General features: G+C 73.4%; 15 protein-coding genes. All 15 read right to left on the bottom strand.

Annotated elements, in window-relative coordinates; all coding sequences use genetic code 11:
• Positions 1 to 41: 41 nt before the first annotated feature.
• Entirely contained in the window at positions 42 to 512 is a 471-nt protein-coding gene (locus tag ACI79E_RS00200; RefSeq protein ID WP_456930525.1) for a flagellar basal body-associated FliL family protein, read from the bottom strand.
• The gene (locus ACI79E_RS00195) at positions 505 to 1413 is read right to left on the bottom strand and encodes a flagellar motor protein MotB (protein ID WP_456930524.1); all 909 of its coding nucleotides are present in this window, start codon (positions 1411 to 1413) and stop codon (positions 505 to 507) included. The genes ACI79E_RS00200 and ACI79E_RS00195 overlap by 8 nt, the downstream gene beginning before the upstream one ends.
• Before the next feature lie 4 nt (positions 1414 to 1417).
• A complete protein-coding gene (locus ACI79E_RS00190; RefSeq protein ID WP_456930523.1) occupies positions 1418 to 2188 on the bottom strand; it encodes a motility protein A in 771 nt (256 codons plus the stop codon).
• Between the two features lie 3 nt (positions 2189 to 2191).
• Positions 2192 to 2467 (bottom strand): flagellar FlbD family protein, encoded by a 276-nt coding sequence (locus tag ACI79E_RS00185; protein WP_456930522.1) that lies wholly within the window; start codon positions 2465 to 2467, stop codon positions 2192 to 2194.
• Positions 2468 to 2680: 213 nt separating this feature from the next.
• Positions 2681 to 3928, bottom strand: coding sequence for a flagellar hook protein FlgE (locus ACI79E_RS00180; protein WP_456930521.1), 1248 nt, complete (start codon positions 3926 to 3928; stop codon positions 2681 to 2683).
• Positions 3929 to 3976: 48 nt separating this feature from the next.
• Positions 3977 to 4444 carry a flagellar hook assembly protein FlgD gene (locus tag ACI79E_RS00175; protein WP_456930520.1) on the bottom strand — a complete coding sequence of 156 codons (468 nt, stop codon included), beginning with the start codon at positions 4442 to 4444 and terminating at the stop codon, positions 3977 to 3979.
• A gap of 14 nt (positions 4445 to 4458) precedes the next feature.
• On the bottom strand, positions 4459 to 5751 hold the full coding sequence (locus tag ACI79E_RS00170; protein WP_456930519.1) for a flagellar hook-length control protein FliK: 1293 nt from the start codon (positions 5749 to 5751) through the stop codon (positions 4459 to 4461).
• A complete protein-coding gene (locus ACI79E_RS00165) occupies positions 5748 to 6701 on the bottom strand; it encodes an NlpC/P60 family protein (RefSeq protein WP_456930518.1) in 954 nt (317 codons plus the stop codon). Before ACI79E_RS00165 ends, ACI79E_RS00170 begins: the two co-directional genes overlap by 4 nt.
• Positions 6689 to 7141 (bottom strand): flagellar export protein FliJ, encoded by a 453-nt coding sequence (locus ACI79E_RS00160; protein WP_456930517.1) that lies wholly within the window; start codon positions 7139 to 7141, stop codon positions 6689 to 6691. The genes ACI79E_RS00165 and ACI79E_RS00160 overlap by 13 nt, the downstream gene beginning before the upstream one ends.
• Before the next feature lie 19 nt (positions 7142 to 7160).
• Positions 7161 to 8468, bottom strand: a complete 1308-nt coding sequence (locus ACI79E_RS00155) for a FliI/YscN family ATPase (protein WP_456930516.1) — start codon at positions 8466 to 8468, stop codon at positions 7161 to 7163.
• Positions 8465 to 9220 carry a FliH/SctL family protein gene (locus ACI79E_RS00150; RefSeq protein WP_456930515.1) on the bottom strand — a complete coding sequence of 252 codons (756 nt, stop codon included), beginning with the start codon at positions 9218 to 9220 and terminating at the stop codon, positions 8465 to 8467. The genes ACI79E_RS00155 and ACI79E_RS00150 overlap by 4 nt, the downstream gene beginning before the upstream one ends.
• A 119-nt stretch (positions 9221 to 9339) precedes the next feature.
• Positions 9340 to 10422: a flagellar motor switch protein FliG gene (gene fliG, locus ACI79E_RS00145; protein WP_456930514.1), complete on the bottom strand. Its 1083-nt coding sequence runs from the start codon at positions 10420 to 10422 to the stop codon at positions 9340 to 9342.
• On the bottom strand, positions 10419 to 12011 hold the full coding sequence (gene fliF / locus ACI79E_RS00140) for a flagellar basal-body MS-ring/collar protein FliF (protein WP_456930513.1): 1593 nt from the start codon (positions 12009 to 12011) through the stop codon (positions 10419 to 10421). The genes fliG and fliF overlap by 4 nt, the downstream gene beginning before the upstream one ends.
• A complete protein-coding gene (fliE, locus tag ACI79E_RS00135) occupies positions 12011 to 12346 on the bottom strand; it encodes a flagellar hook-basal body complex protein FliE (RefSeq protein WP_456930512.1) in 336 nt (111 codons plus the stop codon). The genes fliF and fliE overlap by 1 nt, the downstream gene beginning before the upstream one ends.
• Positions 12346 to 12744 (bottom strand): flagellar basal body rod protein FlgC, encoded by a 399-nt coding sequence (gene flgC / locus ACI79E_RS00130; protein WP_456930511.1) that lies wholly within the window; start codon positions 12742 to 12744, stop codon positions 12346 to 12348. Before flgC ends, fliE begins: the two co-directional genes overlap by 1 nt.
• Between the last annotated feature and the right edge of the window lie 3 nt (positions 12745 to 12747).

Below are 12747 nucleotides of genomic sequence, written 5' to 3'. Positions count from 1 at the left end.
CTGCCGATCAGGGCGGACGGGTGTGACTGGTGGTGCGGGTGCTACTGGGTGACGTACTCGGTCAGGTAGATGCCCATGACCATCGGGACGTCGTGCTCCGTGTAGGCCTCGATGATCTTCTGCTCGAGGGCCTCCTTGAGCGCGTCCCGGGCACCGGTGACGTCGGCGGCCTGCGCCTGCGAGTAGGTGGAGATCACCAGGTCGAGGGCCTTGGAGCCGTCGACGCCGCCACTGCCGTGGCCGCCACTGGCCGCGGCCGCGGTGTACTCCAGGGTGATGCCGATCTTGAGGTAGCCGCCCCCGGCGAGGTTGACCGCGATCGGCTCCAGCGCGGTGTAGCCGCCGTGCTCCGGCGCCGCGGCCTCGGCCTCGCCGCTGCCGGCGAACAGGAAGAAGTACGCGGCACCGGCGAGGGCGATGACCGCGACGAGCCCGATGACGAGGAACTTCTTCTTGCCGCCGCCCGCGCCCTCGGCGTCCTCGGGGGTCTCGTCCTTCTTCTTCTTAGCCATGGGTTCCCTCCTGGGCAGTGCCGGCAGCCAGGCCGGGCAGCAGTTCGTTCGCCTCCGCGGAGGCGGTGGACAGGACGACGACGTCGACCCGCCGGTTGACCGTGACGGCGTTCGGGTCCGACGGCGGCACCAGCGGCCGGGTGTCGGAGTAGCCGTTGGCCGCCATGCGGACCTGCGGGACGCCGTCGGCGGCCAGCGTGCGGACGACGGTGGTCGCGCGGTAGGCCGACAGCTCCCAGTTCGACGGCCACGGCCCGCCGGCGGTCACCGGCAGGTGGTTGGCGTGACCCTCGACGCCGAGCTGGTTGGGCAGGGTGATCAGGGTCGGGGCGATGGCGTCGAGGATCTGCCGGCCCCCGGGACGCAGCACCGCCTCCTCGGCGTCGAAGAGGACCTGGTCGGCGACGATGTGCACCACCAGGCCGCGCTCGTCGATCTCGAAGCGGGCGGCACCGGCGTGGCCGGCGGCCTCGAGCGCGGCCTCGATCTGCTGCTGCGCGGCGGACAGGTCCTCGAACTGCGCCTGCGCCTCCGCGGCGACCCGCTGCGCCTCGGCCATGGCGGCCTGCGCCGCGGCGGCGTCGACCTCGGCCTGCTCGACGGTCGGCTCCGGCGGGATGGCCGAGGCGATGTCGACCACGCCGGGCAGGCCGTCGAGCACCGAGCCGTCGGGCGTGGGCGAGGGCTGCACCGCGATGGGCCCGCCGAAGGCGTCCGCCATGCCCTTGGCCAGGGCGGCGAACTTCTGCTCGTCCACCTTGCTCATCGCGAAGAGCACCACGAACAGCACGAACAGCAGCGTCATCATGTCGAAGCCGGACACCAGCCACCGTTCGTGGTTCTCGTGCTCCTCGTGCTCCTCGTGCTTCTTGCCGCGTCGGCGGCCGTGACCGGTGCTCACGAGGTCAGGCCGCTTCCTTGGCCAGCGAGCCCGGCGGCACGAGCGAGGTCAGCTTGAGCCGGACGGCCCGCGGGCTGGTGCCCGCCTGGATCTCGGTGATCCCCTCGACGAGCAGTTCCATCTGGGCGGCCTGCAGTTCGCTGACCCGGAGGATCTTGGCGCCCATCGGCAGGAACCAGAAGTTGGCCGCCATGACGCCCCACAACGTGGCGATGAAGGCCGCGGAGACCATCGGGCCCAGCGACTCCGGGTCGTTGAGGTTGCCCATGACGTTCATCAGGCCGACGATGCAGCCCAGGATGCCGATGGTCGGCGCGTAGCCGCCCATGGCGTTCATGAACTTGGCGGCGACCTTGTCCTCGGCCTTCTTGGCCGCGATCTCGGACTCGAGGACGGTGCGCAGCTCCTCCGGGTCGGTGCCGTCGATGCCCATCTGCAGGCCGCGCCGGAGGAACGGGTCCTCGATCTGCTTCACCTGCGCCTCCAGGGCCAGGAGGCCCTCCTTGCGGGCCTTCTCGGCGAGGCTGACCAGCGTCTGGATCTGCTCGGTCGGCGGCGGCACCTTCGCCGGGAGCACGGCCATCTTGAACCAGTTGCCGACCTTCTTCAGGTCGTCCATCGTCTGGCTGGCCGCCGCCGCACCGAAGGTCGCGATGACGACCAGGACGATCGCCGGCAGGAAGATCAGGGACGTCGGGTCGGCGCCCTCCAGGATCATGAAGACGACCAGGGCGATGAGCGAGATGGCGAACCCGATCAGGGTGGCGGGATCCACGGGTCAGCGCTCCTCGCGGGCCGGGAAGGGGACGACGGAGGCGCTCGCGTCGTCCGCAGCCGGGCGGGACCCGGAGCGGTAGGTGCCGCGGTCCATCTCGTAGGCGGTGGCGAGGATGCTCGCGCGGTACTCACGGATCTCGTCGAGGACGTCATCGACGCTCTCCGTCACGACGTACTTCGTGCCGTCGACCAGGAAGACGACGGTGTCGGGGTGGCCCTCGACCCGTTCGACGAGGTCGGGGTTGAGCGCGAACCGCTCTCCGTTCAGGCGCGTCACACGGATCACGGGGGACCTCTTGGTCGATCGGAGGGGCTGGGGGGTGCCGCCGCAGCGGTACCGGTCTGTGGTGGTACATCGGTCTCGCGGAGGCGTGCCTTGAGCCGAACGGGTGGCCTCACCCCGTGGGGTGACCTGCGCGGACGCCGTCCGGGAACGCACGACGGCCCGGCCCCTCCGGAGAGGGAACCGGGCCGTCGACGCGGGCGGGTGCTATCGCTTCAGGTTGACCAGGTCCTGCAGCAGCTCGTCGGAGCTGGTGATGACGCGGCTGTTGGCCTGGAAGCCGCGCTGGGCGACGATCAGGCCGGTGAACTCCTCGGCCAGGTCGACGTTGGACATCTCCAGCGCACCGGCGTTGAGGGCGCCGCGCCCGCCGGTGCCGGCCTCGCCGATCAGCGCGAGCCCGGAGTTCGTGGCGGGCCGGTAGGTGCTGCTGCCGGCCTTCTCCAGCCCCCCGGGGTTGGGGAACGTGGCCAGGGCCAGCTTGCCGAGGACCTTCGTCTGGTCGTTGGAGAAGACCCCGGTGATCGTGCCGTCGTTGCCCAGGCTGAACGACTCCAGGACGCCGGCGCTGTAACCGTCCTGCTCCGTCGCGGTGGCTGTGGTCGGGCTGCCGTACTGGGTCAGACCCGTGATGTCGACGGTGACCGGGCCTGCCCAGTCGGCCGCGTTGGTGAGGGTCAGTGTCGTGGGAGCGGTCAGGTTCCCGGTGGCGTCGAAGGTGAGGGCCACCGGAGTCGCCGTCAGGTTGACCGGGGGGGCGGTGGTGGCCGGCGGCACCGGCGTCCCCGTCCCCGGGCGGGTGGCGTTGACCGTCCATCCCGACGCGGTCTTCTCGAAGACGTACGTGACGGGGACCTCCACCCCCAGCTTGTCGTACATGGTGATGGACGTCTCGATCTTCTTGCCGGTCTCGGCGGCCGCGGAGAGGTTGCCCGCGACGGCGCCTGTGCCGGTGCCCCGGGGTGCGGTGCCCTGGCCGAACGGGATCGACAGGCCCCCGATGGGACCGTTCGCGTCGACCACGCCGGTGACGGGGTCGGCCATCCAGCCCTGGAGGATCGCGCCGCTGTCGGTGAGCATGTTGCCCGCCGCGTCGAAGCCGAAGGACCCCGAGCGGGTGTACAGCTGCTGGTTGCCCTGCTGGACGACGAAGAAGCCGTCGCCCTCGATCATGAAGTCGGTCGCCCGGCCCGTCGTCTGCGTGGCGCCCTGCGCCCAGTTCGTGGTGATGCCGGCGACCTTGACGCCGAGCCCGACCTGCGCCGGGTTGCTCCCGCCACCGTTGTCGGTCGGCGCCCCTCCGGCCCGCAGCATCTGCGACAGGGCGGCCTCGAAGACCGTCGTCTGGCTCTTGTAGCCGACGGTGTTGACGTTGGCGATGTTGTTGCCGGTGACGTCCATCTTGGTCTGGTGGGCCTTCAGGCCCGAGATGGCCGAGAACATGGAACGAAGCACGGGGAGCTCCTCAGGGGTGGGCGTCGGTCCTGCGGGATCGGACGGAGGTCAGGCAGAGGTGGCAGGGGTGGCGGGGGTCTCGGCCGGCTTGGCCGCCGGGGTGGCGGTCTGGGCGATCTCGGTGATGCGGCCCATCTCGACGGGGGTGGAGCCGATCATGGCGACGGCGTCGGTGCTGCCGGAGCCGAGCCGGACGGAGGTCACGACCCCCGTCGTGCTGACCCCGGTCGAGTCGGTGTAGGTGACGGTGCGGCCGACCAGGGCACCGGCGCTGCTGGACCGCTGGAGCGCGAGCATCGACGCGTTCTGCTTGGTCAGCTCCTCCAGCTTCTCGACCTGGCTGAAGACGGCCGTCTGGGACATCATCTGGCTGCTGTCGACCGGCTTGGACGGGTCCTGGTAGCGCATCTGGGCCACCAGCAGCTTGAGGAAGGTGTCCTTCCCCATCTGGTCGTTGCGGTTGACCTGGGTCGTGGGCTGCGAGGTGGTCGCCACCCCGGACACGGGGGTCGTCATCGTCGGCTCCGTTCTCAGACGCGGACGTCCACGCCGGTGGACGTGGAGGTGGGGGCGGTGGGGGCCGGCCGGACCTCGGCGGGCTCGTCGGCCCGCAGCCACGGTCGGGGCCGCCCGTCGCCGCGGTCCTGGCTGCCGGCGTGCTGGTGGGCGGTGGTCCAGGCACTGCCGGCATCGCGGTCGACCGAGGCGTTCGTGCAGTTGAGGCCGGCGTTCTGGAGGTCCTGGCGCAGGTCCGGCAGCGCCGCCAGCAGGGCGGCGCGCCCGGCCTCGGTGGCCCCGCGCAGGGTCAGGTCGACCGACCCCTGCTGGAGGGTCACCTGCACCTCGACCTGGCCGAGCGTCTCCGGCGTCAGGACGACGGTCATCGTGTGCACGCCGTCGGGCGCGGTCCGGAGGACGGCGACGTGCGAGGCCACCTGGGTGCCCACGGGTGGGGCGGGTGCCGCGTCGGCCGGGGTGCCGGACGGTGCAGCGACCACGGTCGGGACCGCCGTCGGTGCCGACGCCGCGACGGCCGGCCCGGCCGGGGCGGGTGCGGCCGGGGCGGGGGAGTCCTGCTGCGGACCGGTGCCCGTGTCGGTGCCCCCCGACGGGGTCCCGGTCGCGGTCTCGACGGCGGCCGTCGGGACGGGCGAGCCGACGGCGGCGGGTGCCGGGGGCGGATCCTGGGTCCCAGCGGTGGTCGCGGGGACGGCTGCGGTCGCCGCGACGACGGTGAGCCCGGCGAGCGGGCCGGAGCCGTCGGCCGGGGTGGCGGACGGCTGCGCCACAGGCGCGGCTCCCGACACGGGGACGGTCGACGGGACCGCGACCGGCGCGCCGGTCGGGGTGCCGTCGGACGCGACGGCCGGGACACCGGCCGGGATCGCGGCGGGGACGACCGGGGTCTCGGCACCGGGGACGAGGGCGGCGGTGGCGCCCGGGACGGGCGTACCGACCGGGGCACCGGCCACGGAGAGGCCGGGAGCGGCGACGGCCTGGGCCCCGGCGGCGACGCCCCCGACGGGGAGCGCCTCCGTCGGGGCGGTCGGGGTGGCACTCCCGTGCAGCAGCAGCCAGAGCGCGGGGGGCATCCCGGTCACCGTCACCGTCCCCTCGGCCGGGAGGGCCTCGGTGGACGTCGGCGTCGCGGGCTCGTCGTCCGGGGTCGTCTCGCCGGCGGGTCCGTCGTCCTGACCACCGCGGCCGGCGACGGCGTCGTCCAGGGCGGCGGCGAACTGCTGGCCGGAGGCGGGATCGGCCGGGGCGGCGCCGCCGGTGGCGGGCGCGGCCGCGGGCGCGGCCGGCATCACGGGGGCACTCATCGGTAGGTCTCCGCCCTGCTCATCACGGACCGGACGTAGTTCTGCGTCTCGGGGTAGGGCGGGATGCCGCCCGAGCGGCTCACCGTCCCCGGCCCGGCGTTGTAGGCGGCCAGGCCCAGCTCGGTGGAGCCGAACCGGTCGGTCAGCTGGCGCAGGTAGCGGGCGGCGCCGTCGACGGCGGATGCCGGGTCGAGGGCGTCGACCCCGAGCCCGGCGGCGGTGGCCGGCATGAACTGCATGAGCCCCTGGGCGCCGGCCGGGGAGACCGCCGAGGCGTCGAAGCCGGACTCGGTCGACGCGACCGCCGCGAGCAGTGCGGGGTCCACGCCGTGCCGGTTGCCCGCGCGGGTGAACAGATCGGCGTACGGGACGCCGGACAGGCCCGCGCCGGAGGACGCCGACACCGTCGCCGCGGGCTGCTCGGGCAGCACCCGGCGGATGACGGTGGGGTTGCCCACCGACTGCACCTTGACCGTCTCGCCCGCCTGCGGGGCGGCGATCATCTTGCCGTCGCCGATGTAGACGCCGACGTGGTCGATGCCGGGCCGCCCGGAGCTGTGGTCGAAGAACACCAGGTCGCCGGGGCGGGCGTCGGCCAGCGAGGCCACGGCGGTGCCGGAGGTGGCCTGCTGCGAGGAGGTGCGGGGCAGGTCGATGCCCAGGTTGCCGAAGACGAGCTGGGTGAAGCCGGAGCAGTCCAGGCCCTTCGACGGGTCGGTGCCGCCCCAGAGGTAGGGGACGCCGAGGTACTTCTGCGCCTCGGTGACGACCGCCTGCTCGGAGGCGGTGCCGGCCCGGCCGGCGGATGCCGCGGTCGCCGACCCGGTGCCGGTGAGCCCGGCGGCCGCGGCGGCAGAGGCCCAGGCGCTGCCGGACGACCGCTGCACGGGGACGGCGAAGCGGGTCTGGATCTCGTTGATCCGGCTCTGCACGGCCATCAGTCCGTCCACGGCACCTCCCCGGAGGGGGCGCGGCGGCCGGATCGGCCGGTCACGAGGTCGTCCACGGTCCTCTCCTCGGCAGCCTGGTCGGCCAGTCGGACCGTCTGGAGGTGACGTTCCCGCAACCGCTCCAGTCCCTTGGTCCGCTGCGCGGCCGCCGTCCAGGCCGTGCGCACCAGTTCGGCCTGCTCGGCCGACGCGGTGGCCAGCGCCCGGGCGGCTGCGGCGTCCTCGGCGGCGACGCGGGCGAGCACCATCGCCGCGCGGAAGGCACCGGAGCTGACGGCGCCGGTCGGCAGCGCGGTGGCCAGGGCGTCCTCCGCCTCGCTGGCCCGGCGGTCGGCGTCCGCGGCCGCGCGGGCCGCGTCGGCGGCGGCCAGCGCGGCCGCGCGCTCCTCGACGCGGCGGACCTCCAGCACCGGCTGCAGGCGGAACGCGCGCCGCTTCACAGGGGCGGGGCGGAGGTCGTCACGCCGACCTCACGATCCGGTTCAGCCACGCCCACGACTCCGGGGCCGGCGTCAGCTCACCGGTGGGCTGCTGCAGGAACGACTCGATCGCCGGCGCCAGCTGCCGCGCACGGTCGACCAGCGGGTCGCTGCCGGCCTGGTAGGCGCCGATCTCGATGAGCTCCTTGACGTCGCGCAGCGCGCCCATGAGCCGGCGCACCTCGCGGGCGTCGGTCATCTGCGCCGGCGGGACCACCGCCCCGGCCACGCGGGAGATCGACTCGAGGACGTCGATGGCCGGGAAGTGCCCCGCGGTGGCGAGCTTGCGGGTCAGCACGATGTGGCCGTCGAGGATGGAGCGGGCGGTGTCGGCGATCGGCTCGTTGTGGTCGTCGCCGTCGACGAGCACCGTGTACAGGCCCGTGATCGAGCCCGTGGCGGCGGTGCCGGCCTTCTCCAGCAGCCTGGGCATCATCGCGAAGACGCTCGGCGGGTAGCCGCGGGTGGCCGGCGGCTCGCCCGCGGAGAGCCCGACCTCGCGCTGGGCCATCGCCGTCCGCGTGATCGAGTCCATGAGCAGCAGCACGTCGCGGCCCTGGTCGCGGAAGCCCTCCGCGATCCGGGTGGCCACGAACGCCGCCTTGAGCCGCACCAGCGGCGGCTCGTCGGAGGTGGCGACGACGACGACCGTGCGCGCCATGCCCTCGGGGCCGAGGTTCTCCTCGAGGAACTCCTTGACCTCGCGACCACGCTCGCCGATCAGCCCGATGACCCGGACGTCGGCGTCGGTGCCGCGGGTGATCTGCGCCAGCAGCGTGGACTTCCCGACGCCGGACCCGGCGAAGATGCCCAGCCGCTGGCCCTTGCCGCACGGGACCAGGGTGTCCAGGGCGCGGACGCCGAAGGTCAGCGGCTCCTGCACGCGGCTGCGGGCCAGCGGGTGCGGGGTCTCGCTGGCCAGGTCGACGAACTCGAGACCGGCGTCCAGCGGCGGGCCGCCGTCCACCGGCCGGCCCAGCCCGTCGAGGACCCGGCCGAGCAGCGCCTCTCCGACCGGCACCTGCAGGGGCATGCCGGTGGCGCGCACGGGGGCGCCGGAGTGCACGCCGGAGAGCTCGCCGAGGGGCATGCAGGTGAGCCGGTCGCGGGTCACCGCGACGACCTCGCCGAGCAGCCCGCGCGGGCCCGGGTTGACCTCCACGAGGTCACCGACCGAGGCGACGATGCCCTCGACGGAGAGGGTGAGGCCCATCGCCCCCACGACCTGGCCGGTGACCTGCGGCCGGGCGGCGGCCCGGGCGCGGTCGAGCAGCCCGACACCGCTCACGGGGCGAGCACCGCCCGCACCCGCTCCAGCGCCGTGCCCAGCTGGGCGTCGACGCGGGAGGGCCCGGTCTCCGCGACCGCACCGGCCCGCTCCACCGACAGGTCGCCGACGACCCGCACGGTGGCGGGCAGCTCCGCGAGCGCCTCCACGGGCAGCTCGGCGAGGTCGTCGGGGTGCAGCCGGACGACGGTGGGCGCGTCGGCGGGGCAGAGGGTCAGCGCCCGCCGGACCGCGTCGAGGGCGGGGGAGTCGGCGATGGCCAGCTCCCGGCAGAGCAGGTCCTCGACCAGGGTCAGCACGATCGAGATGACCGAGTCGCGGACGTCGTCGGCCACCGGGACGGCGGCCTCCTCCAGCTGCGTCACCGCCGCGCCGAGGGCCGCCGTGGCCGACACCATCCGCCGCTCCCACCGCGCCTGCACCTCGGCCAGGCGGGCCTCCGCGGCCCGCTCGGCCTCGGCCACGACCGCACCGGCGGCCTGGACCCCCTCGGCGTGGCCGGCGGCGTAGCCCTCGCGGTGCGCGTGCGCGCGCAGCCGCGCCAGCTCCTCGGCGTAGACGTCGCCCAGCCGGAAGGAGGGCCGGTTGGTCGGCGCCGGCATGTCGGCGGCCCGGCGGATCGTCGTCCGCCGCTCGACCGCGGGCGGCGTCTCGCGCTGCGGCGGGACGGTGCTGCGGTAGGGCGCCGCCGCGGCGGCCGGGGCCCCCCGCAGCAGCGCCGTCTCCCGCGGCGCGTTCTCAGGCGATGCCATGGCGCGCCTCCGCGCTGCGGTCCGCTCCTCGCTCGCCGGCGCTCACGCCCATGGCTCCGACGGCCCCGTCCAGGGGCCCGCCCCGAGCGTGCGAGGGGTGGGGAGGACGGGGTCCTTGTTCACGCGACGAACTCATCGTCGCCACCGCGCGAGATCGTCAGGACACCCTGCTCCTCGAGGGTGCGGATGACACCCACGACCTTGGCCTGGGACTCCTCGACGGTCCGGGTCCGGACCGGGCCGAGCAGCTCGATCTCCTCGGCGAGGTTCTCCGCGGCGCGCTCGGAGAGGTTGCGCACCACCTTGTCCCGGACGTCGGGGCGGACGCCCTTGAGCGCGGTGGCGAGGTCGTTGGCCTCCACCTCGCGCAGCACCAGCTGCAGGGAGCGGTCGTCGATGGAGACGATGTCCTCGAAGACGAACATCTGCGACCGGACCTGGTCGGCCAGCTCCGGGTCGGTGGCGTCGAGCCACTCGAGGATCGACCGCTCGGTCGGCCGCGGCGAGCGGTTGATGATCTCCACGAGGGTCTCGACGCCACCGACGGTGCTCATGTCCTGGTGCGCGAGCAGCGACCCCATGCGGCGGCCGAGCTCCTCCTCGACCAGGCGGACCATCTCGGGGGAGGTGCGGTCCATCGTCGCGATGCGGTGCGCGACCGCGGCCTGCTGCTCGGGGGCGAACCCGGAGAGCACCTCGGCCGACTGCGCCGCGGTCAGGTGGGCCAGGACCAGCGCGATCGTCTGCGGGTGCTCGTCCTTGAGGAAGGTCACCAGCTGGCGGACGTCGGCGTTGCGAAGCGAGGAGAACGGCACCTCGGAGTAGACGACGTTGAGCCGGGACAGGATGCCCTCGGCCTTGTCCTCGCCCAGGCCGGCGGCCAGGATCTCGCGGGCGAAGTCCAGGCCGCCCCGCCCGACGAAGCGCTGGGCGGTCATGAGGTGGTGGAACTCGTCGAGGACGCCGTCGACGTCGTCGGGCTCCACCGTGCCGAGCTTCATGAGCTCGCGGGTGATCTGCTCGACCTCCCGCGGGCGCATCTTGGACAGCAGCGCGCCGGCCTCCTCCTTGCTCAGCTGCGCGATGAACACCGCGGCCTTGCGGATGCCCGGCATCTCGACGGGCTGGCGCACGGCCGGGAGGACGGAGGTCTGCGCGGCCGGGGCCATCCCGACCATCTGCTCCACGCTGGCGAGGGTCATGACCGCTTCCCGCTCCCGCTCTCGCTGAGCCAGCCGCGCAGCATGGCCGCGACCTCGTCCGGCTTCTCACTGACCATGGTGGAGATCTCGCCCCGCACCCGCTGCCGCTCGGCGGCCTCCAGTTCCGCGGCCGCGGTGTCGACCGGGACCTCGCGGGTGCTCTCGATGCGGATCCGGTCGAGCTCGGCGAGCACGTCGTCGGGCAGCCCCAGCTCCTCGTAGTCCTCGTCGTCCTCCCGGTTGCGGCGAGACCGCAGCCAGACGACGAGCACCAGCAGCGCGATGCCCAGCGCGATGCCGCCGGTCTTGATCATCGACCAGAGCTGCGCCTGCTGCTCCGCCTCCTGCGCGGCCTCCAGCTCGGCGGCGGCCTGGTCGGCGGCGGTCGTGTCGAAGGCCATCGAGGCCACGGTGATGTCGTCGCCGCGGGCGGCGTCCAGGCCGACGGCGTTGCCGATGAGGTCCTCGACCTGGTTCTGGTTGAGGTTGCCCGCGACCGCCTGGTCCATGACGACGGAGACGGTCAGCCGGTTGATGGCACCCGGCGCGCCCTGGACGGTCTCGACGGTCTCACCGACGGCGTTGTTGGAGGTCGTCGACTCCTTGTTGTACGTCGACTCCCCGTCCCCGCCGGCGTCCGCGGTGTTCTCCGGGCCGAGCACGCCGCCGACGGTGGCGCCGGTGCCGGTGTACTCCTCGGTGCTGGTGCTCTCCGAGACCGGCGGGGTCCCCTCCTCGTAGGTGTAGGTCTTCGAGGTGGTGTCGCGCTGGTTGAGGTCGAGGTCGGCGCGGACCGACACCTGCGCGTTGCCCGGGCCGAGCACCCGGTCGAGGATGACCTGCGCGTTGGCGGCCAGCCGGTCCTCGTACTCCTGCTCCAGCTGCGAGCGGGCGTCGCCGGCGGCCGCGGTGACGCCCTGGCCCGGCGCCGAGAGCACCTGACCGGTGGAGTCGGCGACGGTGACCTGGTCGGGATCCATGCCCTCGATGCTCGAGGAGACCAGGTTGGTCACCGCCTGGACCTGCCCACCGGACAGCGTCGTGCCCGGCGCCAGGTCCAGCAGCACCGAGGCGGTGGGCTCCTTCTCGTCGGAGACGAAGACCTCGTCCTCGGGCAGGGCCACGTGCACCACCGCGGAGCGCACGCCCTCCAGCGCCTCGAGGGTCTTGGCCAGCTCGCCCTCGAGGGCGCGCTGGTAGGACACCTGCTGCTGGAACTCGCTGGTGGTGATGCCCTGCTCGTCGAGCAGCGCGTACCCGGTGTCGGAGCCGGCGGGCAGGCCCTTGCCGCTCATCGACAGCCGCAGGTCGTACACGGCGTCGTTGGCCACCATGATCGTGCCGCCGCCGTCGGCGAGCTCGTAGGCGACGCCGGAGGCGTTGAGCTCGTCGACGATCGCCGAGGCGTCGGTCGAGGCGAGGTTGGAGAACAGCGGCGCCATCGTCGGTGCGGTCGTCCACCGGACGAAGAAGAAACCGCCCAGGAGCAGACCGGCGACCAGGAGGCCGATGACGACCTTCTGGCCCAGGCTGATCGTGGCCAGCGTGGAGCGGATCCGCTCCAGCGGACCGGCGAGGGCAGCAGGCATCAGACCGGCATCCTCATGATCTCGGTGAAGGCCTCAACGGCCTTGTTCTTGATGGTCACGACCATCTCGGTGGCGACCTTCGCCTCGGCGGCCGCGATCATGTAGTCGTGCACGTCCTTCAGGTCGCCGGTGACGGCCTGGGTGGCCAGCTCGCTGGACACCGACTGGGTCGCCTGCAGCTGGTCCAGTGCGGTGGCCAGGACGCCGGCGAAGCCGGCTCCCGTGGCGGACTGGGTCCCGGTGGCCGCCCCGGCGGCGGCGTCGACGTCGCCGAGCGCGCCGATCGACGGGACGCCGACGGTGGGCAGCGAGATGCCCGCGATGGGTGCGGTCATCAGTTCTTCCCGAGCTGGAGGGCGGCCTGGTAGGCGTTCGTGGCGCGCTCGACGATCGCGAGGTTGGCCTGGTAACCGCGCTGGGCCATGATCATCTGGGTCATCTGCTCCCCGAGGTCGATGTCGGGGTACTTCACGTAGCCGTCGGCATCGGCCAGCGGGTGGTCGGGCTGGTGGACCAGCCGGCCCTCGGCGTCGCCGAACTCGGCGCGGGCCACGCGGACGCCGCCCTCCCCGGAGCCGTAGTCCACGGCCTGGGCGACGATGAAGCGCTCCTGGAACGCGTCCTCGCCGGTGCCGCTCACCGTGTTGATGTTGGAGATGTTGTCGGAGACGGCGTCCAGCCACTTGCGGTGGGCGAGGAGTCCGGAGCCGGCGACGTTCAGTGCGTCGAACATCGC

The sequence above is a fragment of the Geodermatophilus sp. SYSU D00079 genome, from assembly GCF_054050635.1.
Note: the sequence above shows the minus strand (reverse complement) of the source record. Positions and strands in the feature narration are given on the sequence as shown.

Coding starts and splice junctions, on each gene's coding strand:
- fliE (WP_456930512.1), bottom strand. CDS start 12,346: ATGACCGCACCCATCGCGGGCATCTCGCTGCCCACCGTCGGCGTCCCG.
- ACI79E_RS00175 (WP_456930520.1), bottom strand. CDS start 4,444: ATGACGACCCCCGTGTCCGGGGTGGCGACCACCTCGCAGCCCACGACC.
- ACI79E_RS00150 (WP_456930515.1), bottom strand. CDS start 9,220: ATGGCATCGCCTGAGAACGCGCCGCGGGAGACGGCGCTGCTGCGGGGG.
- fliG (WP_456930514.1), bottom strand. CDS start 10,422: ATGACCCTCGCCAGCGTGGAGCAGATGGTCGGGATGGCCCCGGCCGCG.
- ACI79E_RS00170 (WP_456930519.1), bottom strand. CDS start 5,751: ATGAGTGCCCCCGTGATGCCGGCCGCGCCCGCGGCCGCGCCCGCCACC.
- ACI79E_RS00200 (WP_456930525.1), bottom strand. CDS start 512: ATGGCTAAGAAGAAGAAGGACGAGACCCCCGAGGACGCCGAGGGCGCG.
- fliF (WP_456930513.1), bottom strand. CDS start 12,011: ATGCCTGCTGCCCTCGCCGGTCCGCTGGAGCGGATCCGCTCCACGCTG.
- flgC (WP_456930511.1), bottom strand. CDS start 12,744: ATGTTCGACGCACTGAACGTCGCCGGCTCCGGACTCCTCGCCCACCGC.